The sequence below is a fragment of the Pseudohaliea sp. genome (assembly GCF_054552115.1).
Map to the genome: position 1 here is coordinate 50765 of NZ_JBTOLW010000006.1, position 25977 is coordinate 76741.

The 25977-nt window shown below is 70.6% G+C and carries 21 protein-coding genes and 1 tRNA gene; 7 read left to right on the forward strand and 15 right to left on the reverse strand.

All coding sequences use genetic code 11. The features are described from left to right. Positions 1 to 174 precede the first annotated feature (174 nt). Positions 175 to 251: transfer RNA gene (locus tag ACX93N_RS04785), tRNA-Pro, on the forward strand. A 24-nt stretch (positions 252 to 275) separates the two neighbouring features. On the opposite strand, the gene ACX93N_RS04790 is transcribed toward ACX93N_RS04785, so the two are convergent. Then, positions 276 to 1841 (reverse strand): tetratricopeptide repeat protein, encoded by a 1566-nt coding sequence (locus tag ACX93N_RS04790; protein ID WP_459427254.1) that lies wholly within the window; start codon positions 1839 to 1841, stop codon positions 276 to 278. Between the two features lie 132 nt (positions 1842 to 1973). Here ACX93N_RS04790 and ACX93N_RS04795 point away from each other — a divergent pair, with 132 nt between their 5' ends. Next, on the forward strand, positions 1974 to 2903 hold the full coding sequence (locus ACX93N_RS04795) for a patatin-like phospholipase family protein (RefSeq protein WP_459427255.1): 930 nt from the start codon (positions 1974 to 1976) through the stop codon (positions 2901 to 2903). 26 nt (positions 2904 to 2929) lie between these two features. Here the strand turns inward: ACX93N_RS04795 and ACX93N_RS04800 are convergent, their stop codons facing one another. The 4 genes from ACX93N_RS04800 to ACX93N_RS04815 all read right to left on the reverse strand — a co-directional run bounded on the left by ACX93N_RS04800 (position 2930) and on the right by ACX93N_RS04815 (position 7948). Further along, the gene (locus tag ACX93N_RS04800) at positions 2930 to 4231 is read right to left on the reverse strand and encodes a putative bifunctional diguanylate cyclase/phosphodiesterase (RefSeq protein ID WP_459427256.1); all 1302 of its coding nucleotides are present in this window, start codon (positions 4229 to 4231) and stop codon (positions 2930 to 2932) included. 1 nt (position 4232) lies between these two features. Continuing rightward, positions 4233 to 5516 (reverse strand): HD-GYP domain-containing protein, encoded by a 1284-nt coding sequence (locus ACX93N_RS04805; RefSeq protein WP_459427257.1) that lies wholly within the window; start codon positions 5514 to 5516, stop codon positions 4233 to 4235. A 108-nt stretch (positions 5517 to 5624) separates the two neighbouring features. Then, positions 5625 to 6650: an EF-P beta-lysylation protein EpmB gene (gene epmB, locus ACX93N_RS04810; RefSeq protein ID WP_459427258.1), complete on the reverse strand. Its 1026-nt coding sequence runs from the start codon at positions 6648 to 6650 to the stop codon at positions 5625 to 5627. 8 nt (positions 6651 to 6658) lie between these two features. Beyond that, positions 6659 to 7948 carry an NAD(P)/FAD-dependent oxidoreductase gene (locus tag ACX93N_RS04815; RefSeq protein ID WP_459427259.1) on the reverse strand — a complete coding sequence of 430 codons (1290 nt, stop codon included), beginning with the start codon at positions 7946 to 7948 and terminating at the stop codon, positions 6659 to 6661. Positions 7949 to 8065: 117 nt separating this feature from the next. Between ACX93N_RS04815 and ACX93N_RS04820 the strand changes: the two genes are divergently transcribed. After that, on the forward strand, positions 8066 to 9415 hold the full coding sequence (locus ACX93N_RS04820; RefSeq protein ID WP_459427260.1) for a glutamine synthetase family protein: 1350 nt from the start codon (positions 8066 to 8068) through the stop codon (positions 9413 to 9415). 9 nt (positions 9416 to 9424) lie between these two features. Next, positions 9425 to 10267: a hypothetical protein gene (locus tag ACX93N_RS04825; RefSeq protein WP_459427261.1), complete on the forward strand. Its 843-nt coding sequence runs from the start codon at positions 9425 to 9427 to the stop codon at positions 10265 to 10267. Positions 10268 to 10297: 30 nt separating this feature from the next. On the opposite strand, the gene ACX93N_RS04830 is transcribed toward ACX93N_RS04825, so the two are convergent. After that, positions 10298 to 10516 carry a PA3496 family putative envelope integrity protein gene (locus ACX93N_RS04830; RefSeq protein ID WP_459427262.1) on the reverse strand — a complete coding sequence of 73 codons (219 nt, stop codon included), beginning with the start codon at positions 10514 to 10516 and terminating at the stop codon, positions 10298 to 10300. Between the two features lie 367 nt (positions 10517 to 10883). Further along, the gene (locus ACX93N_RS04835) at positions 10884 to 11390 is read right to left on the reverse strand and encodes a shikimate kinase (RefSeq protein ID WP_459427263.1); all 507 of its coding nucleotides are present in this window, start codon (positions 11388 to 11390) and stop codon (positions 10884 to 10886) included. Between the two features lie 138 nt (positions 11391 to 11528). On the opposite strand from ACX93N_RS04835, the gene gcvT reads away from it, so the two are divergent. Further along, the gene (gene gcvT, locus ACX93N_RS04840) at positions 11529 to 12638 is read left to right on the forward strand and encodes a glycine cleavage system aminomethyltransferase GcvT (protein ID WP_459427264.1); all 1110 of its coding nucleotides are present in this window, start codon (positions 11529 to 11531) and stop codon (positions 12636 to 12638) included. 55 nt (positions 12639 to 12693) lie between these two features. On the opposite strand, the gene ACX93N_RS04845 is transcribed toward gcvT, so the two are convergent. From ACX93N_RS04845 to ACX93N_RS04870, 6 genes are all read right to left on the reverse strand, one after another. Further along, positions 12694 to 13245, reverse strand: a complete 552-nt coding sequence (locus ACX93N_RS04845; RefSeq protein WP_459427265.1) for an HNH endonuclease — start codon at positions 13243 to 13245, stop codon at positions 12694 to 12696. A gap of 123 nt (positions 13246 to 13368) precedes the next feature. Continuing rightward, positions 13369 to 13986: a fumarylacetoacetate hydrolase family protein gene (locus ACX93N_RS04850; protein ID WP_459427266.1), complete on the reverse strand. Its 618-nt coding sequence runs from the start codon at positions 13984 to 13986 to the stop codon at positions 13369 to 13371. Between the two features lie 15 nt (positions 13987 to 14001). Further along, the gene (locus ACX93N_RS04855) at positions 14002 to 15810 is read right to left on the reverse strand and encodes a cation:proton antiporter (protein ID WP_459427267.1); all 1809 of its coding nucleotides are present in this window, start codon (positions 15808 to 15810) and stop codon (positions 14002 to 14004) included. 175 nt (positions 15811 to 15985) lie between these two features. Then, a complete protein-coding gene (locus ACX93N_RS04860; RefSeq protein ID WP_459427268.1) occupies positions 15986 to 16420 on the reverse strand; it encodes an acyl-CoA thioesterase in 435 nt (144 codons plus the stop codon). After that, positions 16417 to 18171, reverse strand: coding sequence for an O-linked N-acetylglucosamine transferase, SPINDLY family protein (locus ACX93N_RS04865; protein ID WP_459427269.1), 1755 nt, complete (start codon positions 18169 to 18171; stop codon positions 16417 to 16419). The genes ACX93N_RS04860 and ACX93N_RS04865 overlap by 4 nt, the downstream gene beginning before the upstream one ends. Beyond that, complete coding sequence (locus ACX93N_RS04870; RefSeq protein ID WP_459427270.1) at positions 18168 to 19535, reverse strand: radical SAM protein; 1368 nt, start codon at positions 19533 to 19535, stop codon at positions 18168 to 18170. The genes ACX93N_RS04865 and ACX93N_RS04870 overlap by 4 nt, the downstream gene beginning before the upstream one ends. 43 nt (positions 19536 to 19578) lie before the next feature. Between ACX93N_RS04870 and ACX93N_RS04875 the strand changes: the two genes are divergently transcribed. After that, positions 19579 to 21261 carry a choice-of-anchor U domain-containing protein gene (locus ACX93N_RS04875; RefSeq protein ID WP_459427271.1) on the forward strand — a complete coding sequence of 561 codons (1683 nt, stop codon included), beginning with the start codon at positions 19579 to 19581 and terminating at the stop codon, positions 21259 to 21261. On the opposite strand, the gene ACX93N_RS04880 is transcribed toward ACX93N_RS04875, so the two are convergent. Beyond that, positions 21258 to 22628, reverse strand: coding sequence for an MFS transporter (locus ACX93N_RS04880; RefSeq protein ID WP_459427272.1), 1371 nt, complete (start codon positions 22626 to 22628; stop codon positions 21258 to 21260). The genes ACX93N_RS04875 and ACX93N_RS04880 overlap by 4 nt on opposite strands. Positions 22629 to 22754: 126 nt before the next feature. Between ACX93N_RS04880 and ACX93N_RS04885 the strand changes: the two genes are divergently transcribed. Further along, the gene (locus ACX93N_RS04885; protein ID WP_459427273.1) at positions 22755 to 24167 is read left to right on the forward strand and encodes a DUF1254 domain-containing protein; all 1413 of its coding nucleotides are present in this window, start codon (positions 22755 to 22757) and stop codon (positions 24165 to 24167) included. 8 nt (positions 24168 to 24175) lie between these two features. On the opposite strand, the gene ACX93N_RS04890 is transcribed toward ACX93N_RS04885, so the two are convergent. Continuing rightward, positions 24176 to 25948 carry an amidohydrolase gene (locus tag ACX93N_RS04890; RefSeq protein WP_459427274.1) on the reverse strand — a complete coding sequence of 591 codons (1773 nt, stop codon included), beginning with the start codon at positions 25946 to 25948 and terminating at the stop codon, positions 24176 to 24178. Positions 25949 to 25977: the final 29 nt, after the last annotated feature.

The following is a 25977-nucleotide window of genomic DNA, read 5'->3' on the forward strand; positions in this document are numbered from 1 at the left end:
TGACAAGGCCTTTTACCCCCTATTTAGATTCTTTTTTCACATGTGCCCACAATATGTAGTGCTTTTTCCTGTGGGCAAGCTGTGGACAGGACGGGCCGGGGAATGCGCAGGAATCCCGCGGCTGGCCGTTGGCGCCGCCGCCCGGGTCTGCTATGATCGCGCTCCCGCTGACGTCGGTGTGTAGCGCAGCCTGGTAGCGCACTTCCTTCGGGAGGAAGGGGTCGCAGGTTCAAATCCTGCCACACCGACCATTTTCTGCTTCAACTTCAACGGTATCAGCCGACCTTCAGGCAGTAGGCCCCGCCCTCGAGCCACTCGCTGCGCTCCCGGCGCAGCGGTACGCGCCCGGCCTTCACCAGAGTCATGCCCGCTGCGCGGGCAGCTTCCAGCAGGTAGTCCTCGCCGTGAGCGAAGCGGCCGGTCTTGCGCAGCTCGTAGCTGCCCGTGGCGGCCAGCTCGGTCGTGCACAGGAAGACCCCGTCCGCTCCCAGCCGGCCGGCGATGGCCGTGAACAGGGGCGCGAGGTCGCCGCAGTAGGGCAGCACATCGGCGGCGAGGATGAGGTCGAAGGGCTTGCCGGGGCGGGCCAGGAAGTCGACCGCCTCGTCCTGGTGCAGTTCGTCATAGAGCTGCCGGTCCGCGGCCTTCCGCAGCATCCCGGCGGAGAGGTCCAGGCCGGTCCGCTCCGCCGTGAGATCGGCGAAGGCCTCGGCGCCGAGGCCCGTGCCGCAGCCCAGGTCGAGGAAGCGCGGGAAGGGCCCGCGGGCACCTGCGGTGCCGTCGAGGAGTTCCCGCAGCTGCTGCGGGCCGCGATAGCCGAGCTCGGCGGTCAGGTGCTGTTCGAAGTGCTCGGCATAGCTGTCGAAGATCGCCCGGGTATAGTCCACCGGGGCTGCCGCGCGATGCTCGCCCCGGAGCGCCGCGAGCAGATGGCTGGCGGTGCCATGGCCCGGGTTGTCCGGGGTGACGGCCTCGAGGGCGGCCCGGGCCGCCGGCGTGTCGCCGCGGTTGGCGAGCGCCAGCGCCAGGCCCAGCTGCGCGCTGCGGTCCCCGGGCCGCCGATCCAGCACGGCCCGGTACTCCTGCGCCGCCGCCGCATAGCGCTCGGCACGAAAAAGGGCGCCCGCGAGGTTGCGCCGCGCCTCCAGGAAGTCCGGGTCCAGCTCCACGGCGTTCTCGTAGCTGGTGATCGCCTGGCTGCGCTCGCCCAGGGCCTGCAGGGCATTGCCGAGGTTGTTGTGCGCCTGCGGGTAGAGCGGCCGCAGCCGCAGCGCCTCGGCGAACGCGGCGCAGGCGTCGCGATGGCGCCCGGCGCGCTGCAGCGTGTTGCCGTGGTTGAAGTGCAGCTCCGGATCATCCTTGATGCGCGCGAGCAGGGCTTCGAAGCAGCTGAGGGCCTCCCCGTTGCGGCCGAGCCTGCCGAGCACGGAAGCCAGGTTGTTCAGCGCTTCTGTAAAACCCGGCTCCAGCCGGAGCGCCCGTTCGAAGGCCTCGGCCGCGGCCGTGTCTTCGCCGGCCTCGCTGAGGAGGACGCCGTGGAAGTTGTGCAGCGCGGGCTGCTCCGGGTGCAGGCGGCAGAGCCGGGCCAGCTCGCTGCGGGCCGCCGGCGCGTTGCTCCTGCGCAGGGCCTCCACCCGCTGGAAATCCGCGGTGCTGAGCGGCGCCCGGGCGCGGCCGCCCTCGCCCCGCAGGGCCTTGAGCGCCTTCTTCGCCTTCTTGTGCTGTGGCGCCTGGGCGAGGATCTGGTGGTACAGGCGCTTGGCCTGCTCCGGGTCCCCGCGGCGGGCCGCTTTACCGGCCGCTTTCAGGGCCTCGTCGATGCTCAGGGGGCGCATGGCCATGGCGCGCGCTCGGCCTCGCTGTCTCAGTGCTTCGGTTGGCGGAGTATACGCGAAGGGGCCGCGGGGCCGTAGGGCCTTGCCGCCGCCGGGGCGCGCCGCCGATACTGGCACCCGGTGTCACGGGAGTACCGGGTGAATACAGTACGCAGTGTCAGCCTCGTGCTCGGCAGCGGCGGAGCGCGGGGCCACGCTCACATCGGCGTGGTGCGCGCGGTGCGCGAGCGCGGGTACGCCATCCGCAACATCGCGGGCACATCCATGGGCGCGCTCATCGGCGGGGTCTACGCCGCGGGTGCGCTCGACACCTACAGCGACTGGGCCTTCCACCTGGAGCGGCGCGACGTGGTCCGCCTGCTCGACGTCTCTTTTTCGCGGCGCGCCCTGTTCAAGGGCGAACGGGTCTTCGACGTGCTCCGGGAGCTGCTCGGCGAGCGCCAGATCGAGGACCTGGATCGCGGCTTCGTGGCCGTGGCCACGGACATCAACGCCCAGCGGGAGGTATGGTTGAACCGCGGCGAGCTGTTCCGTGCCATCCGGGCCTCCAGTGCCGTTCCCGGGGTCTTCACCCCGGTCACGGAGGCGGGGCGGGTGCTGGTCGACGGCGGCCTCGTCAACCCCATTCCCATCGCCCCTACCCTCACCGATACCACCGATGCCACCATCGCCGTCAACCTGAACGCCCTGGGAGGCCGCGGGCGCCGGCGGGCGGCGCGGAAACAGGAAGCCGCCAGGGCGGCGGACGAGAAGGCGGAGCGGGAGGCGGCAAGCTACCGTGAGCGCATCGCCGAGTTTTTCCGCGAGCAGTTCGGCGACAGCGAGGCCGCCGAGCCCGAACCCTCGGCGATGGAACTGCTGTCGAAGTCCTTCGATACCATGCAGGGGCAGATCGCGCGCATGAAGCTGGCGACCTACGCGCCCACGGTCACCGTGGAGATTCCCCGGAGCGCCTGCGGCTTCTTCGAGTTCGATCGCGGCGAGGAGCTCGCCGCGATCGGCTACGAGGCGGCCAGCCGGGCCCTCGCCACCCTGGGGCCGCCGGCCGGCCAGGCGCCGGTGGCCTGAGCGGCGGCCCGCTCCCCGGGCTGCCCTCAGTCGTGCAACGCCGTCGCGGGCAGGCGCCGGAGGGCGGCGCTGCCCTCCCAGCGGTCGGCCCAGGCGGTGAAGTCGGCGGCCGCCAGCGGCCGGGCGATGCCGAACCCCTGCGCGACCTCGCAACCCAGGGCGCTCAGGCGGTCCAGGGTGTCGGCGTCCTCCAGGCCCTCGGCCACCACCCGCATGCCGAAGATCTTCGCCAGCGCGACGATGGTCCCGACCAGGCCCTCGTCCTGCGGCGAATGCAGCAGGCGGCTGACGAAGGAGCGGTCCACCTTGAGCTCACAGGCGGGGATGTCGCGGAAGTAGGCCAGGGAGGAATAGCCGGTACCGAAATCGTCGATGGAGATCCGGCAGCCCAGCTGCCGCAGCTGCGTCATGATCGCGAGCCCGGCTTTCGCGTCGCGCATGAAGGCCTGCTCAGTGATCTCCAGGGTCATGTGCGCCGGCGGCATGTCCCAGATCTTCAGGGCGGCGTTGATCATGGCCGGCAGGTCCGCCCGGTCGATGAGGCTCGCCGGGATGTTGACGGAGAGCGGCACGTCCCGCCCCTCACGTGCCCACTCGCGGTATTGCCGCGCCGCGGCGTGCACCACCCACTTGGTCAGTTCGAAGCTGCGCTGGATATCCTCGGCGATCTGCACGGCGACCTCCGGCGAGATCCAGCCGCGCTCGGGGTCGTGCCAGCGCAGGAGCGCCTCGGCGCCGGCCAGTTGCCCGCTGCCGATGGCGACCTTCGGCTGGTAGTAGAGGAGGAAGTCGTTGTCGTGCAGGGCTTCCGTGAACGGCCGGATCAGGTCGTCGGGGCGCGCCTGGCTCTCCTCGAGCACCTCGCTGAGCTCGCGCCCGTCGCCGCGGCGAAGCGCCGCCAGGTGCTCCTCCGCCCGGGCCAGGGTGAGCAGCGCCGACAGGCGGCCAGCCCGGTTCAGGGCGACGGCGATGAGACACTCCGCGGCGGTCAGGTAGCCGTCGACCTGGAGCGCCTCTTCGAGGGCACCACGCAGCCGGCCGATAACCACGGGCAGCAGAGCGGGCTCCGTCACCGTCGGCAGGATGACCGCGAAGGTGTGCGAGGCGATCCGGAACACCGTGTCCTCGGCCCGCGCATGGTCTTCCAGCTCGCGTGCGGTCTCCGCCAGGACGGCGTCGCCGATGTCGTAGGCGTGCCGGTGGTTGATTTCGCGCAGGTTGGTGATATCGACGAGCAGCAGGCCGAGATCGGCGGCCCCGCCGCAGGCGGCGAGCTGGTCGAGGCGTTGGAGGAAGGCGTCACGCGCTATGGCGGGAACCGCGGTCATGTCAGACGCCGAGGCGGGCGGGATCGATGCCGTGGGCGCCGGGGGCGAGGCTGGTGACGATCTCGAGGGGTCCACCCCGCGCGTCTTCCGTGGTCTCGAGCAGGTCCACCATGTGCGGCTTCGGCAGCGGTTGCTTGTCGCCATCGAGAAGCAGCAGAACCTTGGGGCGCAGGCGGCGGGTGCGGTACTCGGAGACGACGACCGCAACCTCGCCGGAGGAAAGTTCTACCAGTGTGCCCGCCGGGTAGATGCCGATGGCCTGGATGAACTCCTCGACGAACTCGGCCTGGAACTCGATGTCCCGGACGTCATGCAGGTACTTGATGGCCTTCGATGGCGACTCGCCGCGCGCGTAGCTGCGATCGGAGGTGAGGGCGTCGTAGCAGTCCACGATGCCGGCGATGCGGGCGAAGATGGGAATGTCGTCACCCTTCAGGCCATCCGGGTAACCCGAGCCGTCGTAGCGCTCGTGGTGGTGCAGGGTCATCGCGATGATGTCGTTGTTGAGGGTGCCGCTGGCGGCGATGAATTCCGCGCCGTGATGCACGTGGGCGCGCACCTGCTCGAGGTCGTCGCCCTCGAGACGCTCGGGGCTGTGCAGGAGGTCCGGCGGTACCTGCAGCTTGCCGATGTCGAAGAGCAGGCCGCCGACTGCCAGCGTGCGCAGGTCCTGCTTCGGCAGGCCGAGCTGTCGCCCCATGGCCACGGCCCAGATCGAGGTCGCCACGGAGTGCTGGTAGGTGTATTCGTCGAGCTGCCGTAACCGCGCAAGCCAGATACAGGCATCGGGGTTGCGGGTGATGCTGTCGATCATCGGGTTCACGGAGCGCTTGATGCTCACCATGTCCACCGCACCACCGCGGGCAAGGGAGCCGTAGAGGCCACGCACCTCGGCGGAGAGCGTGTCGACGGCTGCCGTGGCGCGCGGGTACTCGCTCTCCCAGTCGGCCTGGTCCCGGTAGGTCGTGAGCTCCCGGCCCGGCAGCAGCCGGGCCTTGTCGAGCCGTGCCCGGCTGATGGGGTGGCTCCCCTTGCGGGGATGGCGCCGCCGCTCGTGCTGGGGGGGTGCTGCCCGCGGGCTGCCCCGGTGCTCCTCCCGCTGCTCGCCCTTTTCGACGTCGATGAACACGTACCTGCATAGCGAGCGCAGCGTTGCCAGGTCCTCCTCGCTCCTGATCAGGAGGCCCTGCACAGCGAAGGGGCTCTCCAGCCAGGAGCGATCGAGGCCGGAGACGAACATGCCGAGCTCCAGGTCCTCGACGTTTACTTTGACGATCTCAAGCATCTCTTGCGCCGCCGGTAGCGGCGTTCGCAGCCTTCCTGACTGGCGAGCATATACGAGATGACCCTGGCTGGCACAGGGGCATTCCGCCCGCCGGGCGGAGGGCGGCAGCTAGCGCGGGTAGGCGGGCGCCAGCTCGCGCTTGCTGGCGGCCCCGGGCACTTCCCGCACCAGCCGCGGCACGAGGTAGCCGGGCCTGCGTGTCGCCAGTTCGCCGACCAGCGCCCGGGCGCGCTCTTCCGGCACGTCGAAATGCGCCGCGCCGTGCACCGGGTCCAGCAGGTGGAGGTAGTAGGGCAGGACGCCGGCCTCCCACAGGGCATCCGACAGCGCCGCCAGGGCTTCTGTGCTGTCATTGACGCCGGCGAGGAGCACGGCCTGGTTGAGCAGCGTGATGCCGCGGCCGCGTAGCCGTTCGCAGGCTGCGCGCACGGCGCCGTCGATCTCGTTGCCGTGGTTGGCGTGCAGCACCACCACGGTCTTCAGGCCGTCCCGGTCCAGGGCCTCGAGGAGGCCCGGCGTGACCCGGTCCGGGATCACCACCGGCAGCCGCGTGTGTACGCGCAGGGTCTTGAGCCGCGGCAGCCGCGCCAGGGCGTCGACGAGCTCGTGCAGGTAGCCGTCGCCCGCCAGCAGCGGGTCGCCGCCGGAGAGGATCAGTTCCTCGAGGTCCGCCTGGCCGGCGAGCCAGGCGAGCGCCTCGTCGCGCTCGCGGCGGCCGAGGGCGTTGTCACCGTAGGGAAAGTGGCGGCGGAAGCAGTAGCGGCAGTTCACCGCGCAGCCGCCGGCCACCAGGAGCAGGGCGCGGCCGGCGTACTTGCGCACGATACCGGGGCGCGGGTTGGCGCCGGCGACCTCGCCCACCGGATCCTCGTTGAAGCCGGCCGCCGCCTGCAGCTCGGCGCCGGCAGCCATCACCTGCCTGAGCAGCGGGTCGTCCGGGTCGCCCCGGCGCATGCGGGCGAGGAAGGGCCGCGGCACGCGCAGGGCGAACGCCGCCGCGGCACCGGTGCTGTCGCCGAAGAGCGCCGGGTCAAGGTCCAGCGCCGTGGCGAGCTCGGCCGGGTCCGAGAGGGCCGTGCGCAGCTCTGCCTGCCAGTCGCCGGCCGGCGAGAGCGGGATGGCGTCGTTGGTCACAGCCAGGGTCAGCGGGCGAGGCGGTCGCGCAGACTGTAGAAGAGCATGCCGGCGACGAGGCCCGGGAAGCGCAGCAGGGTACCGCCGGGGAAGCGCCGCGTCGGCATGCCGGCCATGATGTCGAAGCGCTCGGCGCTGCCGCTGATGACCTCGGCGAGGATCTTGCCGGCGAGGGTGGCGATGGGTACGCCGTGCCCGGAATAGCCGTGGGCGTAGAAGATGCGCGCCGACAGGCGGCCGAGATCCGGCAGGCGGCTCATGGTGATGGCCAGGGTGCCGCCCCAGCCGTACTCGATGGCAGTGTCCTCGAGCTCCGGGTAGATCCTGAGCATGTAGGGGCGCACGAAGGCCCTGATGTCGCTCGGGAAGGTCCGCGTGTAGGTTTCGCCGCCGCCGAAGAGCAGCCGGTTGTCCGCGGACAGCTTCCAGTAGTTGATCACGAAGCGCGTGTCGGACATGGAAGCGTCGTCGCGGATCAGCCGGCGTGCGGTTTCCTCGGGTAGCGGCGCCGTGGCCAGCATGTAGTTGTTGATGGGCATGATGCGCCCGGCACAGCGCTTTTCGAGCTTGTCGAGGTAGCCGTTGCAGCCGAGCACCAGGTAGCGGGCCTTGACCGTGCCGTGCGCTGTGCGCACGCGCACGGCGGTGTCTTCCCGGTAGTCGAGGACGCGGCTATCCTCGAAAAGTTCGGCGCCCAGCGCCTGTGCCGCGGCGGCCAGGCCCAGCGCGTAGTTGAGCGGGTGCAGGTGCCGGGCGCCGTAATCCATGAGGCCGCCGTGCATGCCTCGGGCGGAGGTCCACTCGGGCAGTTCCGCCGGTGGCACGTAGCGCAGCTGGTCGTAGCCGTACTGCCGGGCGAGGTGCTCGGCCTCGCCTTCGAGGTCGGCCCCGGCCTGCGCGCTCGAGGCGACGTGCAGGTTGCCGGTCTTGAGTTCGCAGTCGATGGCGAACTCGTCGATGAGGCCGCAGACCGTGTCCACGGCCTCCAGGCCGAGGTCCCAGAGGGCCCTGGCCCGCTCTTCGCCGACCAGCTTCTCCAGCTCGGGCTGGTCGACCCGCTGCCCGGTGCCCACGTGGCCGCCGTTGCGCCCGGAGGCGCCCCAGCCGACCTTGTTGGCCTCGAGAAGGATGACGCTGTAGCCCTGGCGGCGCAGGTGCAGGGCGCTGGAGAGCCCCGTGTAACCGCCGCCGATGATGCAGACATCGGCCTCCCGGTCGCCCTCGAGGCGGGGAAAGGACAGGTCTCGATTGGCACTGGCGGCATACCAGGATTCGGTGTGGGGCTGGCCTTCTTCCATGGCAGAACTCTAGCAGGTGACAATGCGCGCCAAGGATACCACCCCGGGGTTAGGCCCCCTTGCCGGCCCGCGAAAAGTGCTGCGATACTGCCGTCAATCCCCCGAGTGGACGCATCCATGGACGATGAAAAGCAGGTCATCCGGGACTGGCTGAAACAGCACCAGATCTCGGAGGTAGAGGTGCTGGTGCCGGATCTGACGGGCAACGCCCGCGGCAAGTTCATCCCCGCCCACCAGTTCCTCAACGACAGCCTGCCCAAGCTCCCCGAGAGCATTCTTGTCCAGACGGTCACCGGCGAGTACTCCGACGAGCACTGGGAGTTCGTCGAGCCCACCGACACGGACATGCTCCTGAAGCCGGACGTCAGCACCCTGCGCGTCGTGCCCTGGGCGCGGGAACCGACCGCACAGATCGTTCACGACTGCTACAACCTCAAGGGGGACCTGCACCCGCTGGCCTCGCGCACGATCCTGCGCAAGGTGCTCGCGGCCTACAGCGAGGCGGGGCTTTCGCCGGTGGTGGCGCCCGAGGTCGAGTTCTACCTGGTCGCCCGCAACCTCGACTCCGACTACGAGCTCGAGCCCCCGGCGGGGCGCTCCGGCCGCAAGGAGACCGCGCGCCTGTCCTACGGTATCGATGCCGTGGCGGAGTTCGAGGACTTCGTGGAGGACATGTACGAATACGCCGACGCGCAGGAACTCGACGTGGATACGCTGATCCACGAGAACGGCGCCGCGCAGATGGAGATCAACTTCCGCCACGGTGACCCGCTGAGCCTCGCGGACCAGGTCTTCGTCTTCAAGCGCACGGTCCGGGAAACGGCGCACAAGCACAACATGTACGCCACCTTCATGGCCAAGCCCATGCGCATCGAGCCCGGCAGCGCGCTGCACATCCACCAGAGCGTGCTCGACGTCGAAACGGGCCGCAACATCTTTGCCGAGGACGACGGCACCTTCACCCCGGCCATTCTCAGCTATATCGCCGGCCTGCAGCGCTATACGCCGGAACTGATCAGCCTCTACGCGCCGAACGTGAATTCCTACCGGCGCCTGGCCCCGGATATCTCCGCACCGATCAACCTCAACTGGGGCTTCGACAACCGCACCACCGCCTTCCGGGTGCCGCACAGCACGCCGGACCACACGCGGGTGGAGAACCGTTTCCCCGGCGCCGACGCCAACCCCTACCTCGCCATCGCCGCGAGCCTGGCCAGCGGCCTCATCGGCATGCGCGAGCAGCTGACACCGACGGAGCCCCATGCGGGCACGGCCAACGAGGACGACGTGGAAGTCGCCCGGACCCTGGAGGAGGGCCTGCGCAACCTGCGCGCGACACCCGCGCTCTGCGACCTGTTCGGGGACCTGTTCCTGCGCGCCTACACCGCCGTGAAGCTGGACGAGTTCGAGGAGTTCAACCGCGTGATCAGCTCCTGGGAGCGTGAGCATCTTCTCCTGCAGGTCTGAGCGGGCGCGATGACTCTCACCGGGGGCCTCTTCGACAGCCGCCTCGGCTATCGCCTGTTCCAGGCGGTGAAGTACGCGACCTATCTCGCGCTCTGCTTCAACGTCTACCTGTTCCTGCGCGAGGAACTGCTCTCCCTGGAGCATACTTTCACCGGCGGCCTCGCCCTCGGCGAGGTCGTCCAGGTCTTCGCGGCCACCATCGACACCGCGGCCTGGGTGATCCTGCTGCTGCTCTTCGAGCTCGAGACCTGGGTGCTGGATGACGAGCAGATCCGCGGCTGGACGCGCCGGCTGCTGCACTGGACGCGGCTCGCCTGCGGCGCCGCGATCGTCTACGCGTTCACCGGCTACGTGGCCGAGCTGGCGACGCTCCTGGATGCCAGCGTCCTCGAGGGCTTCGACGCCTGCCAGCGGCTATCCGAGCCCTGGTCCGTGCTGGACAAGCTCGACGAGTACTCGCCGCTGACGGCGGCGAACTGCGCGAGCCTGGGGGCAGCGCCGCTGCAGATCAACGGCTTCCAGATCCTCGCCGACGCCGATGTGCTGCGCCAGGCGCGGTGGCTGGCCTGGACGGATGTGATCAACGCCGGGGCCTGGATCCTGGTGGTGATCCTGCTCGAAGTGGAGGTGCGCCTGCAGCTGCGGGGTGACCTCTCCGATCACATCATGCGGATCAACAAGTTCCTGAAGTTCGGGGTCTACGGGGTGCTGTTTCTCGCGGCGGCCTACTGGGGCTATGCGGGGGACTTCCTGGATTTCTGGGACGCTTTCCTCTGGCTCTTCGCGTTCATCTTCATCGAGCTGAACGTATTCGACTGGCAGCAGGAGACAATGCACGGCGCGCCCGCCTGAAGCGCGCCGCCGTGCCGCCGGTCTGCCCGGCTAGTAGTCGTCCAGTTCGAGGTCGTAGTCGCCCAGTTCCTCGCGCAGGCGCTTCTCCTCCAGCCGCCGTTCCGCCCGCCGCCGCATGGCCGCGAGGCGCTGCTTCCGGGAACTGAAGGCTTCCAGCGGCTCGAAGTCGTCGCCGTCGTAATCGCCGATGACGGGCTCGAAGCCGTCGTCGTGGCCGTCGAGGTCGGCCGCCTGTTCGCGCTCACCCATCAGAGATCCTCCCCGGTATTGGCCAGCACGCCATTTCCGCGGAATATCGGACACCGGGGCCGCCGAGTAAAGTGAATTTTGCTGGCATTTGCCGGCCATGGCCTGCTGCCCCGGACAACCGGTTTCCGCGCCCGGCGCCCCCGGCTTCGGCCCCCTGGGCCTCGAAACCAGGCGGCCCGGCCCCATCCCTGGCGGGTGCCGCGCAACGTCCCTGTCGCCGCTCCTCCCTGAGCGCGTGGCAGACCGGGCCGCCTGCGGGGGTCACAGCAAGGCGCATGCCAGCGCGCCGTCGGCCCTTAGCTACGGCGCTTGCGGGGCGGGTCAGCGCGCAGCGCGCGTTGCGGACGCGCCCGCGGACATGGCGGGGTCAGGGCAGGGCCCGGAAGATCGCATCGGCCACGGCATCGGCGTTGCCGGCTGCCGCGTCCACGGTGATGTCGGCGTAGCGTTCGTAGAGGGGACAGCGCTCCCCGTAGACGTCCGCGTAGGACTGCCCGGCGCCGCGGGCAATGCCGCGCAGCGGGTTCGCGGCGACCCGCGCCTCCAGGGTGGCGAGGTCCGCGGCGAGGTAGACCACCGGTCCGGCCGCGCGAAGCCGCCGCATGACTGCCTCGGAGTAGATCACGCTGCCGCCGGTCGATACCACGGCGTCGTCCAGGGGAACCTCGAGAAGCACCTCCTCCTCGATTTCCCGGAAGCGGGGGTTGCCCACGCGATCGACGATGTCCTGCAGGATCTCGCCCTCGCGCACCTGGATGGCGAGGTCCGTATCGGTAAAGGCGAGCCCCGTGCGCTTGGCGAGAATGACCCCGACGGTGCTCTTGCCCGCGCCGGGCATGCCGATGAGGCTGATGGTCTTGTGGCGGCTGGACATGGCGGGCCTCGTTCCCGGGGGCAGGGGGCATTATGCGATTCCCTGCCGCCACGGCAAGGGATGCGGGACCCGGGGGCGGCTTGCCTCGCGGCCGGGGGGCTGGGTAGAGTGTCGCGCCTGCCCGCCCGGAGAACGCCCATGAGCTTCCTGACCACGCCCCTCGATGCCCTGCACCGCGAGCTCGGCGCCCGCATGGTGCCTTTCGCCGGCTACGAGATGCCGGTGCAGTATCCCGCCGGCATCCTCCGCGAGCACCAGCACACGCGCGAGCAGGCAGGCCTTTTCGACGTATCGCACATGGGCCAGCTGGTGATCGAGGGCCCGGGCACGGCGGCCCTGCTCGAGCGCCTGGTTCCGGCGGATATCGAGGGCCTGGCTGTGCACAGCCAGAGCTACGCGCTGCTCACCAACGGCGAGGGCGGGGTGCGCGACGACCTCATCATCACCCGCTGGGGCGAGGAGCGTTTTTTCCTCGTAGTGAACGCGGCCTGCAAGGCCGAGGACATCGCCTACCTCGAGGCCAGCCTGGACGGGCAGTCCCTGGCCGTGCTGGAAGACCGCGCCCTGCTCGCCCTGCAGGGGCCGGCCGCGCGCGCGGTCCTGGCCGGGCTGGCCCCGGACCTCGCCCGGCTGCCCTTTCTGCGGGGGGCGGAAGCGGTCATCGACGGCGTGGATTGCTACGTGACCTGCTCCGGCTATACGGGGGAGGACGGTTTCGAGCTGTCGCTGCCCGCCGCCCGTGCGCAGGCCGTTGCCCGCCGCCTGCTCGCGGCGCCGAGCGTCGCGCCGGCGGGTCTCGGGGCGCGCGATTCGCTGCGCCTGGAAGCGGGGCTCTGCCTCTACGGCCATGAACTCGATGCGAAGACCAACGTCGTCGACGCGGGCCTTTACTGGTCCGTGGGCAAGGCCCGCCGGCCGGGCGGCGATCGCGAGGGCGGGTTCCCCGGTGCCAGTGCCATCTTCAGCCGCAAGGCCTCCGGCCCCGAGCGGCGCCGTGTCGGCCTGCGGGTGGAGGGCAAGCGGCCCGTGCGCGACGGTCAGCCACTGTTCGCCCCGTCCGGCGAGGAAGTGGGGGTGATCACCTCGGCCTGCTACGGGCCGAGCGCCGGCGGGCCCATTGCCATGGCCTACGTGGCTGCCGCCTTCAGTGAAATCGATACACCGCTTGAAGCCGAGGTCCGTGGCAGGCGTCTGCCGGTGCGGGTGGCGCCGATGCCCTTCGTCCCGCAGCGCTACTACCGCGGCTAGCGGCTCCTTGCGGCCTGCGGCGCCGGGCCGGCCGTTCGCGGGCCGCCGGCGTTGCTCAGTTGGCCCAGGCGCGCTCGGCGCGGAACTGTCGCGAGAGGTACTCCATCTGGTCCGCGAGGATCCGCTCCTTGGCGAGGAAGTGCCACTCGTAGGGGTTGGGGCGGAAGGGCACCGCGAGCAGGGGCATGCCCGCCTCCTCCGGCGTCCGGTTGTCCTTCTGCCAGTTGCAGCGCCGGCACGCGGCGACCACGTTCTCCCAGCGGTCCGAGCCGCCGCGGGAGACCGGAAGCACGTGGTCTCGGGTGAGTTCGCCGCGCGGGAACTGGCTGCCGCAGTAGAGGCAGCGGTGGTCGTCCCGGCGGAACAGGGTGCGGTTGCACAGGGGCGGGGTGAAGCGCTGGATCACGCGTCCGTCGAGGGCGACGATCGGCTGCACCTCGATGAAGGACCGCTCGCCGCTGAGGCGCTGGATGCCGCCGAAGACCGGCGGCAGCAGGTCGCCGATGCCGTAGACCACCGCACCCCGGGCGTAGGCGGTGATCGCCTCGTGGAGGCTCATCCACCCACGGGGCTGGCCCGCGAGATCCAGCTTCAGTATCGCTTGCACTTCAGCACCGCTCGCATAGGCCGCGATCCAGGGAAGTTCAACCCACGCTACTGCAATTGCCGCGGGGAAACAATCCTTCGCTGGTCCTTTGCCGGCCGGGGTTCGCCGGCCTGGGCCCGGCGCTCAGGGTTCGGCGGCCCAGTGCGCGCTGCACAGCGGCGCATCCGCGGCGTACACCGTACCCTCGAAGTCCGCGCCGGGCTCGACGGGCCCGACCCCGGCCGGTGTGCCCGTCATGACGATGTCCCCGTCCTCCAGCGTGAACACCCGGGACAGCTCTTCCAGGATGAAGGCGGGCTTGTAGATCATCAGCCCGACGCTGCCGGCCTGTCGTTCCTCGCCATTGATCGTGAGCCGGAGGGACAGCCTGTTCACTGAGCCGTCGAACGGCGTGAAGGGGCCGAACAGCGCCGCACCGTCAAAGGCCTTGGCCCGCTCCCACGGCAGCCCCCTGTTCTTGAGCTCGCCCTGGAGTTTCCGGCGGGTCAGGTCCAGGCCGAAGGCCGCCGCGCTGTAGCGGCCACCCTCCACGAGCAGGGCGATCTCCCCTTCGTAGTGGAGTGGCTCCCCGTCCCGCGTCGCGTACAGGCGGTGGCCGATGGCCGAGTTCGGCTTGGCGAAGACGACCATCTGGTCCGGTATCTCGTTCCCGAGCTCCTCGATATGGCGGACGTAGTTGCGCCCCACGCAGAGTATCTTGGACGGAGCGACGGCCCGGCCGGCGACGTCGATGCGGTTCATGGCTTCCTCCTGGCATCAGCCCCTGCTGGCGGGCTCTCCGGCACCGTTACCCCGGGCGGCCCAGACGAGGGCGATGAGCTTGCTGCCCGGGTCCAGGGGCGGCTCCTCGTCCTGGGTGAACACGCGCAGCTTCTGCCCTTCGGCGAGGGAGAACAGCGGGATCATCCGGTTGCCCGTGGTCTCCTTCCAGTTGTCGACGTCGAAGGATTCGGTGAGGTTGATCACCTTCACCTCCGCGCCCTGGGCGAGCAGGCTGGCGAACTTCTCGTAGGAGAGGTCCTCGCTGAACATGCGCGGGACCTGGTAATCCTCCGGCAGGCGCTCGCGCTCGCTGGCGTCCCGGTCCTCGGCGTTGCGCAGGCTGAAGACCCGGTTCGGTCCGAACTCGCCGCGGTATTTCATGCAGGCCAGCGTGTTCCAGCGCGAGCGGCGGGACATGGCGAAGAGCCGGCCGATGCCGACAAGTTCCAGGTACTGGTCGGCGTGCGAGGAGATCGGGTCGCCGTAGTAGGTCTCCAGCCCCGCCATGCGCGCAGCGCGTACCTCCTCGTAGGATGTGTCGGCCAGCTTGACCCGGAAACCCTGGCGCCGCAGCACGTCGCCGACCGCCCGGGCCACCGGATTGGCGCCGACGATGAGCATGCCGTTGGGCTCTTCCTCGGCAAGGCCCAGGGCCCGGGTCACGGGCCGCGCAGTGATGCTCTGCAGGACGACCGTGGCGATGATCACCAGGAAGGTGTAGGGCACGAGCTGCACCGCATCGCTGTAGCCCGCGTCGGCCAGGCGAAGCGCGAAGAGGCTGGAGACGGCGGCAGCGACGATACCCCGGGGCGCGACCCAGGACAGCAGCGCACGCTGCTGCCAGCTGTAGCCGGCGCCGATGGTGCAGGCCCAGACCATCACCGGGCGGGCGAGCAGCACGACCAGCAGCACCGTGACCCCGCCCCAGCCCGTGGCCAGGATGTCCAGCGGGTCCACCCGGGCGCCGAGAACGATGAACAGGACGGAAATGACAAGGATCGACAGGCTCTCCTTGAAGCTGAGGATCTCGCCCACGCCGACGTCCTTCATGTTGCCGAGAAGGACGCCCATCACGGTCACCGCGAGCAGGCCGGACTCGTGGGCCGCAAAATCGCTGGCGGCGAAGACCAGCACCACCCAGGCGAGGGTGACGACGTTGGCGAGATACTCGGGTACCCAGTGCCGGCGCAGGACGAAGCCGAGGCCGAAAGCGCCGGCAAGGCCGACCACGAGGCCTACCGCAATGCTCTTTCCGAAGACCACCCAGCCCTCGCTGCCCGGAACGAGGTACTGGAAGACGAGCACGGCGAGGAGCGCGCCGACCGGGTCGATGAGGATGCCCTCCCAGCGCAGTACCTGGCTCACGTCCGCGCGCGCCCGCATGGTGCGCAGGAGCGGGTTGATCACCGTCGGGCCGGTGACCACCATCAGGGCCGCGAAGAGCAGGGCGAGGTGGGGCGCAAAGCCCGCGAAGGCCACGCAGCCGCCGGCGATCAGCAGCCAGTTGAGCAGTGCGCCCCAGCTCACCAGGTGGGTGACGGTGCGGCCGTGCCCGCGGAGATCCCGGAAGCGCAGTGTCAGGCCGCCCTCGAAGAGCACGAGGGCGACGCCGAGGGAGATGAACGGAAAGAGCAGATCGCCGAACTGCTCGTCCGGGCGCAGCACGCCGGTGACGGGGCCGGCGACGATACCGAGCACGAGCAGGGCGAGGATCGACGGCGTTTTCAGCCGCCAGGACAGCCACTGCGCGCCCACGCCGAGGACGAGAACGGCGGCGAGAATATACAGCAGGTAGTTGTCCATGAGGGGCTCCCGGGGCAGCGGTCCGCCCGCGCGGGCGGCGTCAGTCGTCGCTACAGTACAGCTTGCAGGGTGCGCTGACGACCTCTGCGACCCTGCCATCGCCGGGGCGCTGGCAGGCGGCCCGCGCCTGCCGGTGGCCCGGGAGTGGCGCGCACGCGGGTGCGCAGGGGGTCGTTCACCCGCCGGCCAGCGCGGGCTGGCGTGTCAGGATCGCCTCGCGCAGGGCCGCGGGGATGGGCGTGGCGCGCCGGCTGCCCCGGTCGACAAACACCTGGCGGATGTGTCCGCGGGCCAGGGCCGTGCCGCAGGCATCGTTGAACAGGGCGAAGTCGAGTTGCGCGCTCGTGTTGCCGAGATGGCTGTAGCCGACCTCCGCCCGCACCGTGTCCTCGATGCGGCACTCGTCGAGGTAGTCGATATTGATGTTCACCGTGAAGACGAGGCAGGGCGTCGTCGAGGGGTCGCTCCAGTCGAAGCCCAGGGACGACAGGTAGGTGCCGGCGGCCTCGTCGGCGAAGACCAGGTAGTTGGCGAAGTACAGGTGCCCCTGGGCGTCCGTATCCCGGTAGCGGACCTTGAAGAATTCGCGGTGTGCGGTGGCTGTGTTCATGCTGTGGTTGTCTCCCCGGGTTCCGTGGGCCGCTTCGCGGTGGCGGCTTTGCGCAGCGCTGCCAGCAGCGCGTCCGCCGCAGCCTCGCGGTCGTTGAGGGCCGACTGCAGCAGCCGTTCCCGCAGCCCCGCGCGCAGGGCCTGCAGCGCCGTTCGGTTCCCGGCTAGGTCGGTGGCAGCGCTGACCCAGGCGTCCGGCGTGGCGGCAGTGAGCTCATCCAGCCCGCAGGCTTCCAGCAGCGCGAGCCCCTGGCGGCTGACCGGACGGAGGCCGTAGAGCGAAACCACCGGCACCCCCATCCAGAGGGCCTCCAGCGTTGTCATCCCGCCCGTGAACGGGTAGCTGTCCAGCATGATATCGATTTCGCCGTAGCTGGCCAGCAGGTCGCGATACGCGCTGGATCCGGCGAAGCGCAGGCGTTCGCCTGCGATGCCGTGGGCGGCAAACAGCTCGCGCACATGGGCCTGGTAGCGGGGGTCGGCGCCGTGGCGGTGCTTGATGAACAGTTCGCTGTCTGTCACGGTCGCGAGGAGCCGCGCCCACAGTGCCAGGCAGTCGTCGTTCAGCTTCGCGCTGTTGTTGAAGCTGCCGAAGGTGACAGCGCGGCGCCGGAGGGCGGGCGGCGGCTGCACCGGCGGGTCGGCGGGGAGGTCCGGGAGCAGCAGCGGCGGTGCGTCGACGGCGACCACGGGCTCAGGGAAGAAGCACGCGGCGCCGTCGGCAAGCAGTCGGCGGCCCAGCAGGCTGGCCGCCAGCGCCGGGTTGCCGACCGGCCCGGGGTAACCGAGCCAGCTCACCTGCAGCGGGGCGGGGCGCAGGGCCAGGGTCCGCTGGCGGTTCCCGGCGCTGTGTCCGGCGAGGTCGACCAGGGCGTCCGGCCTGTCGGCGGCAATCCGCATCGCCAGCTCACGGTCGTCAAGCCGCGCGGTGTCCCGCCAGTGACCGCAGGCCGCGATGCGCCCGCTGGTGCCGTCGCGGCGCGCGCCGTCGGCGTAGAAGAAGAGCTCGCAGCCGCGGGCCTGCAGCGCCGGCAGCAGCGGCGCCAGGATGGAGCCCACCGGATGCTGGTAGAAGTCCGCGGAGAGGAAGGCGATGCGCCGGGGCTCGGTGCGGGCATCGCGGGGTAACGGGGGCACCGGCAGGACGTCTCCGAAGCGCGCTGCCGCGGCACGCAGGTCGGCGCTAGCGAGCACGGGGTCATAAAGCGTCGCCATGGCGTGGTTCGAGAGGAGGTCCAGGCGGGAGCTGTCCTTCTCCCAGGCGGCGAGGAATGCAGCCCGGGCGGTCGTGGTATCGGCTGCATCCAGGCGCAGCATGCCCCAGCTGTTCCACGTGTCGGGGCTGCCGGGGGCGAGGCCCAGCGCCTGCTGGGCGAGAGCGGTGGCCTCTCCCAGGGCCCCGCGCAGGCGCAGGACACCGGCCTGGTTGGAAAGGAACGCGCCGTCACCGGGCGCGAGGCGGTGTGCCTCCCGGTAGCAGGTTTCGGCCTGATCCAGCTTGCCGGCGTGTTGCAGCGTGAGCCCCAGGTTGTTCTGCGTCGGTGCGTGCGTCGGATCGCGGCTTGCGGCCTGCCGCAGCATGGTCTCTGCGAACGGCTCTCCTGCCAGGTGTGCGAGATAGCCCCGGTTGCACAGCGCCGCCACACAGTCCGGTTCGCGGGCGAGCAGCCGGTCCAGCGTTTCTGCTGCAGCCTGCCGGTCGCCGGCGCCGAACTGTGCTTCCGCGGCGGCGAGGGCCTCATCCCTGTTCATCGGCTGGCCACGATGGTTTCGGGCAGCTCGCTGATGGAGTAGTCGAGCCCCGCGCCGCGGCAGCGTCCGCAGAGGGCATGCCGGTAGCGCGCCGCCTCAAGGTCCTCGTGCGCCGTGGTGAGGAAGCTCCCCGCGATGCGGTTTTCCGGCGCATAGGTCGCGCAACACAGGGAGACACTGCCGTCGACGTTGATCACGGTCTGGTTGAAGCGGAGTTCGCAATCATAGGCCTTGCGGCGGTGGCGCCGGACATGCTCGGCATTGCGTACCGGGTCGACGAGCAGTTCTCCGTAGAGCGGGTCGGCGATGTTCCGGCCCTCCACCAGCTGCAGGAGCTTTTCCAGCGGCTGCCAGAAGGCCTGCACCGGCTGCCACTCGAAGCCGAGTGCCTCGCAGGCGCTCCGGACCTCGTCGCGCTCATGGTAGTTGTGCCGGTACAGGTGCTGTCCGACCCAGACGCGGCATGGCCGCGGGCTTTCTGCAACGATTGCGCGCAGGCGTTCCAGGTTGTGCTTGACCCGGTCGATGTCGCCGCCGGTGTGCGAGCGCTGGTAGCTGTCCGGGTGCCAGCCAGAGAGCGACACCTTGATCACGTCGGGCAGGTTTCCGGCAAGGCGCTCCAGCCCCCGGTCGTAGTTCAGGTTGGTGGAAATCATGCTGGGCAGCCCCGCCCCGCGGACCGCGCCGATGATCCGGTCCAGAGCCGGATGGAGGAGCGGCTCGCCCCAGTTGTAGAGCCAGACGGCGGCGCGCCCGCCGGGAGCTTCGCGTTTCACCTTGGCCAGGATGTCGAGAAACAGCGGCTCCGGCATAGTGCCCTTGGGGCGATGGCTGTCGTCGCTGTTGGCAACCGGGCAGCTGGGGCAACGCAGGTTGCAGGTGCCGACGATATCGATGGCGTAGACGTAACGGTCCGCCTCGCGAGGGGCATAGCGGAGGAGGGTCTCCCCGGCGACGGGGTCGTAGACCTCGGGCGCCAGGTAGGCCGGCGCCTGGCAGCGCTCCCATGCATCGCGCAGCGCTCGGTCCGCCGGTGAGTGTGTCCGGGCCAGGCGGAGCCAGGGCCGGGCCTGCTCGCGATAGCCGCGGCCGAAGAGCTCGAGCCCGGCGCGGCGGGGAAGGTCAGCTGTCGCCGGCATGCCGGCCCCGAGCGACCAGGCCCTGTTGGCCTCCTGCTCGCCGCGAGCCAGCTGGCCGGCCGCGAGCAGCGCGACCGCCAGCCGGGTACGCAGGGCGACATCGCCCGGATCCGCTGCCAGGAGCCGTTCGTAAATGCGGGCTGCGGCGTCGTGGTCACCGACCCGCTCCCGGGACGAGGCGAGCGCAAGGTCGTCTGCGGCGCCTCTTTGCCTCAAACCGTCCATGGCCTAGTATGGCTGCCGAAAACAACGAAGAAGAGTACGCGCGATGCAGTCCCACCGCCAGCCCGCCTTTGCCCTGACACCGCTGGTTGTCGCCCTCGCAGCGCTGCATCATGCCAGCCCCGCCGGGGCACAGACCTGCCCCGCGGGGCAGTACGACGACGGTAGCAGCTGCGTGGATGCGCCCGCGGGCTCTTTTTCGACCGGCGGCGCGGTGACCGCCGCCACGCTCTGTCCGGCCGGTCGTTTCACGGCCACCGCGGGGCAATCCGCCTGCACCCTGGCCCCGGCGGGTACCTTCATCGCCAGCGCGGGCCAGACGGCCGCGAGCGATTGCCCGGAGGGGGCGTTTTCCGCGAACAGCGGCGCCTCGGCCTGTACGCTGGCGCCGGCGGGCAGTTTTGTCGCCAGTACCGGCCAGCAGGCGGCCACGCTCTGTCCCGCGGGTACCTTTTCCGCTACCCCGGGTGCGACTGCCTGCAGCGATGTGCCGGCCGGCAGTTTTGCCCTCGCCGGCAGCACGGCGGCCACGGCGTGTGCGCCGGGCAGCTTTACCAGCACCCCCGGGCAGTCCGCCTGCACCCTGTCCCCGGCGGGTACCTTCATCGCCAGCGCGGGCCAGACGGCCGCGAGCGATTGCCCGGAGGGGGCGTTTTCCGCGAACAGCGGCGCCTCGGCCTGTACGCTGGCGCCGGCGGGCAGTTTTGTCGCCACTACCGGCCAGCAGGCGGCCACGCTCTGTCCCGCGGGTACCTTTTCCGCTACCCCGGGTGCGACTGCCTGCAGCGATGTGCCGGCCGGCAGTTTTGCCCTCGCCGGCAGCACGGCGGCCACGGCGTGCGCGCCGGGCAGCTTTACCAGCACCCCCGGGCAGTCCGCCTGCACCCTGGCCCCGGCGGGCAGCTTCATCGCCAGCGCGGGCCAGACGGCCCCGAGCGACTGCCCGGAGGGGGCGTTTTCCGCGAACAGTGGCGCTTCGGCCTGTACGCTGGCCCCGGCGGGCAGTTTTGTCGCCAGTACCGGCCAGCAGGCGGCTACGCTGTGCCCCGCCGGTAGCTACACGGCGACCGCCGGCTCGAGTGCCTGCCTCGATGCACCGCCCGGCACCTTTGTGGCCAGCGCCGGCGCGGCCACGCCCGAGCCCGCACCGGTGGGCTTTTTCGTCGCTAGCGCCGGTGCTACGACGGCTCTGCAGTGCCCCGCGGGCACGACCACCCGCGAGCCCGGGCAGGCGGCCTGTGAAAACAGCGGTGCCACCTTCGCGGTGACGGCGGGCGCGGGCTGGAGCGTGCAGGACAGCGGCACACGCGTGCTCTTCCCGGGACATCCGTCCCTCGATGGCCTGCCTTCAGGCGTTGATTTCCCCCTGGGCCTGGCCGAGTTACGCCTCGACGGCGGTGCCGTCGGTGGCAGCGCGCAAGTGACCATCAGCTACGATTCAGAACTGCCGGCCGGCGCCGAGGTCTGGAAATACGGTGAACCGCCGGGGGGTGGTGGGCCGGCCTGGTATCGGTTCGATGGCAATGCATCGATCGAGGGCAACCGGCTTGTGATCACGCTGACCGACGGCGGTGTCGGTGATTCGGACGGCAGCGCCAACGGCGTGATTGTCGATCCGGTGGGTGCCGGCTGGGCATCGGCCCGCCCCGTGCCTTACCCAGCTGCGCTGTGGCTCGCCCTGGTCGCCGCCCTGGGCGGGCTCGGCATGCGCGTGCTGCGCCGACGCTAGCTGCGCTCCCTGCGCGCCGCGAGGCGCCGGCGCAGGTCGCGGTGCCTGGCCTCGTCGATGGGGAAGCGGGCCATCATCGCCACGGCGACCAGCTTGAGCACGATGCTCGGCGCGCCGTAGAGCACCGCGAGCAGGCGCACGGCCTGGTCGCTGTTGCCGCCCTGGGCCGAGAAGCCGACCAGGTCCAGCAGCGGAAAGATCGTGCCCACGGCCAGGGCGAAGGCGAGCTTCGAGGCGGTGCCCCAGAGCGCGAAGAAGAGCCCCGGGCGCCGCTGGCCGTTCTCCCACTCGTCCCATTCGATGAGGTCGCCGTTGATGGCGCTGGGCAGCGCCAGGTCGGCGCCGATCATCAGCCCCGTGCCCGCGACGATCGCGATGTACCAGGCCGTGTCTCCGGCGCCGAGGAAGGGGGCGCCGGCGAAGAACAGGCAGGAGCCGACGACCGCCACGCACCAGGCCTGGTGCTTGCCGACGCGCCGGGCGACGGCTACCCAGGCCGGTATGGAGACGGCACTCGCCGCAAAATACAGGAACAGCACGGGCCCGGCGATGCCCGGGCGCTCGAGGACGTGGGTCACGTAGAGCAGGAACAGGGTCGCAGGGATCGCGTTGGCCGTGCCGTTCACCAGGAAGGCCAGCAGCAGGCGCCGGAAGGGCGAGGGCTGGCGAAGCAGCGCCCAGGCGCCGCGCAGGCTGTTGCCGCCGCCGGTCACCGGGGACCGGTCCGGGACCCGCCAGAGCGCCCACGGCACGACCACGGCAAGGCCGATGATCAGCAGCAGGCCGATGGCGCGCAGGGAGTCCGCCAGCGTATCGTTGTCCGTGTTGTCGATGAGCAGCAGGCCGCTCAGGGTGCCGAGCAGGCCGAAAAAAGTGCGCGCCCCGGTGATCCGCGCCCGCTGGTGGTAATCGGCGGTGAGCTCGGCGCCCCAGGCGTTCATGGGCACCACGGCGAAGGTGCCGGCGATGTAGATGGCGATACCCCACCAGAACAGGTAGCCGTTGCCGACGCCGGGGGCCGGGTTGAACAGGTACCAGGCGGCCACGGCCAGCAGCGGCGCGCTGGCCGCGACCCACACCCGGCGCCGGCCCAGCCGTGGCGGCGTGCGGTCGGAGAGAAAACCCACGACCGGGTCCGTTACCAGGTCCCAGAGACGGGCCACCAGGAGGATGCCGCCGACGGCACTGAGGCTCAGGCCCAGCACCTGGGCGTAGTAGGTGGGTACGATCACCTGGAGCGCGATGAAGCCCGCAGCCAGGGGAAAAGCGAGGGCGCCGTAGGCCGCGAGGAGGCCAGGGCGCGGCGCGGCCGCGCCCTGCGCCGCGCCGTGCCGTGTCCTTTCCTGCGCGTTCTTGCCTGAAGTCATGCCCTTCCTACGCGCCGGGCGGCAAAAAGGACGCCCGGCCGGCATCGGGGTAGACTGGCGTCTGCGCACGCCAACGGGGGATACTGTGTTGTCCCGCTACAGGGCGGCCGTCAGCCGAGGTCCGCTATGACACGCAGCCAGCGCTCGCTTTACACCCTGGTTCTGGGCGTTGCACTCCTTGTGCTTGTCGCTGCCGCTGCCTATCGCTGGGCGCTCGCCAACCCCGGCGGGCTCGGCCCCCGGGCCCTCGCTGAAACGGCCGCCAGGGGGTACCTGTTCGGCTATCCGCTGGTGCTCATGGACGAATCCGCACGGAGCGCGGGCGAGGATGTACCCGGCGCCACGGTGAACGCCCTGCGCCACGTCCGTGACTTTCCGGGCTCGGGTTTCAGGGCGGTCGTGCGGCCCAACCTCGACACGCTCTACTGCATCGCCTGGCTGGACCTCTCGCGCGGGCCTCTTGTTCTCGAACTGCCGTCGGTTCCCGATCGGTTCTACCAGTTCCCGGTGCTCGACGGCTGGAGCAACGTGGTGGCCTCGCCGGGATCGCGGACCCTGGCGGGGCGCCCCGGGCGCTTTCTCATCGCGGGTCCGGCCTGGTCCGGCGATGTACCCGCCGGGGTCGAACTGATCGCCGTACCGACACGCATCGCCTGGCTTCTCGGCCGCATCCACGCACGGGGCGAGGCGGATTTCCCGGCGGTCCATGCGCTGCAGGACCGGGTTCGCCTGGCTCCGCTCACCGCTGCGGCGCGGGAGCCCTGGCCCGCCGCGGCGGCCGCGCCGGATGTTCCCGGTGACCTGCCCCCGGACCGGGTGGCGGCGCTGCCGGCCCTGGCGTTTTTCCAGCGCCTGGCGGCGCTGCTCGAAGACAACCCGGCCGCGCCGGCGGACCGGGAGGCGCTGGCGGCCCTCGCCCGCCTCGGTGTCGAGCCCGGCGACGGGCCCGCCCCGGAGGCCTTTGGCTGGCTGGCGCGGCGCCTGCTGGCCCGGGGCGTGGAGGAAAGCCGCCGGCGCCTCGCCGCCGCGGTGTCGGACCGGCCCGGCGGGCCTGCGGGCTGGCGCCTGGCCATCGACGGCATGGGACGCTATGGCACCGATTACCGGCTGCGCGCGGGCGTCGCCCTGATCGGCTTCGGCGCGAACCTGCCGGAGGATGCGGTCTACCCGACGACCGACCGCGACGGCAACGGCGACCCCTTGAGGGGTGGTCGCGCCTACCGGCTGCGTTTCCCGCCGGGCGGCCTGCCACCGGCGCGGGCCTTCTGGTCGCTGACGGTCTACGACGGGGAGGGTTACCTGCCGCCGGACGTGGGCGGGCGGCACCGCCTTGGCAGCTCCGATGCGCTGCATCCCGATGCTGACGGCGGCCTGACGCTCTTTCTCCAGCCCGAGCCGCCGGCCGGTGACGCGCAGGCGAACTGGCTGCCGTTACCGCCGTCCGGGCCGGTGCAGCTGACGCTGCGCCTCTACGAGCCCGGTGGCGAGGTGCTTTCCGGCCGCTGGCAGCCGCCGCCGGTGATGCCCGCGGAGGGCTGAGCGGCGCTTCAGGGCGCGCGGTAGACCACCGCGCCGTCGACCAGGGTCATGACCACATCGGCCTGGTGGATCGCGTAGGGGTCGAGGTCGAAGAGGTTCTCGTCCAGCACGACCAGGTCCGCCTGCTTGCCCGGCTCGATGGAGCCGATCTCGTCCTCCAGCCGCAGCTGCCAGGCCGCGTCCAGCGTGTAGCCGCGGATGGCCCGGGCCAGGGCGATGCGCTCGTCCTTCGGTGGCTGCACCGGGTAGTCCGCGTCGCCGGCGGGCTGGCGGGTGAGCGCCATCTCGATGTTGTAGAGCGGGTCCAGGCCGTTGAGGCCGATCCAGCTCGCCGGGTAGTCGCTGCCCAGGGTCACCTTTGCACCGCCCTCCGCGATCGAGCGCAGCGGGTAGAGGTGGCCCAGCCGCTCCTCACCGAGGTACGCCAGGGCGATGTCGTCATAGGCGTACCAGGTGGGCGTGGACTGGACCACGACGTCCAGCTCGCCGAAGCGCGGCACGTCCGCCGGGTTCACCACCTGCGCGTGGCAGATCGTGAAGCGGCTCGCGGTGGCCGGGTGCGCCGCCCGGGCGGCGGCCACCATGTCGAGAGCCATGCGCACCGCGCCGTCGCCGATGGCGTGCATGTGGATGTCGATGTCCCGCGCCGCCGCCGCGCTGGCCACCGTGCTGGTCGGCCCGATGGGAATGAGCGGTTCGGCGCGGTGTCCCGAGGGCTGCAGGTAGGGCTCGAGCGTGTAGGCGGTCTGCGCTTCCACGGTGCCGTCGAGGGACAGCTTGAGCACGCGGACGTCGAAGAACTCGCCGTGGAAGCGCGCCTGGAGTGCCGCCAGGTCAGCAAGCGCCGTGGGCAGCTGCCGGGGGCTGTTGACGTAGTGCGAGCCGACGATGCGCAGGGGAATCCGGTCGTCGGCGGCGAGGCCGCCCATAAAGTCGAAGAGCCGGCCGCCGCCCTCGATCATGCCCGCGTCGAAGGCGGCGGTGATGCCCATGGCCGAGAGTGTCGGCAGGAACTGTTCGGCTGCCCGGGCGAGCGCCTCGTCGGAGGCGACGCCGAGCGCGTCGCTGACCCAGCCGAAGGCCTCGCCCTCGATGAGCCAGCCGGTGGGGCGCCCGTCGGGGTAGCGCTTGTAGTAGTGCGCGCCGGGGATCGGGTCCTCGCTGTCGGCGTCGAGGCCGACCTTCTCCATGGCGGCCGTGTTGATCCAGGCCGAGTGCCCACCCTCGTCGATGATGATCGCCGGCCGGTCCGGGACGGCCCGGTCCAGGTCCTCGGCGGTGGGCCCCTGCGGTCCGAAGGCGGCGCCGAGGAAGCCGAAGCCCAGCACCGGGTCGAGCGCCGGGTTGGCCTCGGCGTGGGCTCGGATCGTCTCGATCAGTTCCGCGGGCGCCATGTCCGGCGACAGGCCGACCGCCTCGAGGTAGGGCAGGGTGCTGCCGATATGCATATGGCTGTCGATGAAGCCGGGAAGCACCAGCTGCCCGCCGAGTTCCACGATCTCCGTGTCCGCGCCCGTGAAAGCGGCGACGCCGGCGTCGTCACCGACATAGAGGATGCGGTCGCCGCGGATCGCCACGGCCTCCGCCCAGGGAGCGGCGCTGTTCAGCGTGTAGACCGCGCCCCCGCGGAGCACGCGGTCGGCGGCCTCGGCGGCAGCGGCCTCGCCGCCGGTGAGAGCCAGTGCCGTGGCGAGAATCATCGCGCCGGTCGCCGTCCCGGGCAGGGTCCTGTGCAGAGTTCTGTGCAGAGTTCTGTAGAAGCTGCCTGTGATGCCCTGCATGCTGTCGGCCTCCCGCCTTCTCGCCAGTA

Bases quoted from the DNA above. Each gene is read 5' to 3' on its own strand.
- ACX93N_RS04790 (WP_459427254.1), bottom strand. From the start codon at position 1,841: ATGGCCATGCGCCCCCTGAGCATCGACGAGGCCCTGAAAGCGGCCGGT.
- ACX93N_RS04800 (WP_459427256.1), bottom strand. From the start codon at position 4,231: ATGACCGCGGTTCCCGCCATAGCGCGTGACGCCTTCCTCCAACGCCTC.
- ACX93N_RS04805 (WP_459427257.1), bottom strand. From the start codon at position 5,516: ATGCTTGAGATCGTCAAAGTAAACGTCGAGGACCTGGAGCTCGGCATG.
- ACX93N_RS04815 (WP_459427259.1), bottom strand. From the start codon at position 7,948: ATGGAAGAAGGCCAGCCCCACACCGAATCCTGGTATGCCGCCAGTGCC.
- ACX93N_RS04820 (WP_459427260.1), top strand. From the start codon at position 8,066: ATGGACGATGAAAAGCAGGTCATCCGGGACTGGCTGAAACAGCACCAG.
- ACX93N_RS04825 (WP_459427261.1), top strand. From the start codon at position 9,425: ATGACTCTCACCGGGGGCCTCTTCGACAGCCGCCTCGGCTATCGCCTG.
- ACX93N_RS04830 (WP_459427262.1), bottom strand. From the start codon at position 10,516: ATGGGTGAGCGCGAACAGGCGGCCGACCTCGACGGCCACGACGACGGC.
- ACX93N_RS04835 (WP_459427263.1), bottom strand. From the start codon at position 11,390: ATGTCCAGCCGCCACAAGACCATCAGCCTCATCGGCATGCCCGGCGCG.
- gcvT (WP_459427264.1), top strand. From the start codon at position 11,529: ATGAGCTTCCTGACCACGCCCCTCGATGCCCTGCACCGCGAGCTCGGC.
- ACX93N_RS04850 (WP_459427266.1), bottom strand. From the start codon at position 13,986: ATGAACCGCATCGACGTCGCCGGCCGGGCCGTCGCTCCGTCCAAGATA.
- ACX93N_RS04855 (WP_459427267.1), bottom strand. From the start codon at position 15,810: ATGGACAACTACCTGCTGTATATTCTCGCCGCCGTTCTCGTCCTCGGC.
- ACX93N_RS04860 (WP_459427268.1), bottom strand. From the start codon at position 16,420: ATGAACACAGCCACCGCACACCGCGAATTCTTCAAGGTCCGCTACCGG.
- ACX93N_RS04865 (WP_459427269.1), bottom strand. From the start codon at position 18,171: ATGAACAGGGATGAGGCCCTCGCCGCCGCGGAAGCACAGTTCGGCGCC.
- ACX93N_RS04870 (WP_459427270.1), bottom strand. From the start codon at position 19,535: ATGGACGGTTTGAGGCAAAGAGGCGCCGCAGACGACCTTGCGCTCGCC.
- ACX93N_RS04875 (WP_459427271.1), top strand. From the start codon at position 19,579: ATGCAGTCCCACCGCCAGCCCGCCTTTGCCCTGACACCGCTGGTTGTC.
- ACX93N_RS04880 (WP_459427272.1), bottom strand. From the start codon at position 22,628: ATGACTTCAGGCAAGAACGCGCAGGAAAGGACACGGCACGGCGCGGCG.
- ACX93N_RS04885 (WP_459427273.1), top strand. From the start codon at position 22,755: ATGACACGCAGCCAGCGCTCGCTTTACACCCTGGTTCTGGGCGTTGCA.
- ACX93N_RS04890 (WP_459427274.1), bottom strand. From the start codon at position 25,948: ATGCAGGGCATCACAGGCAGCTTCTACAGAACTCTGCACAGAACTCTG.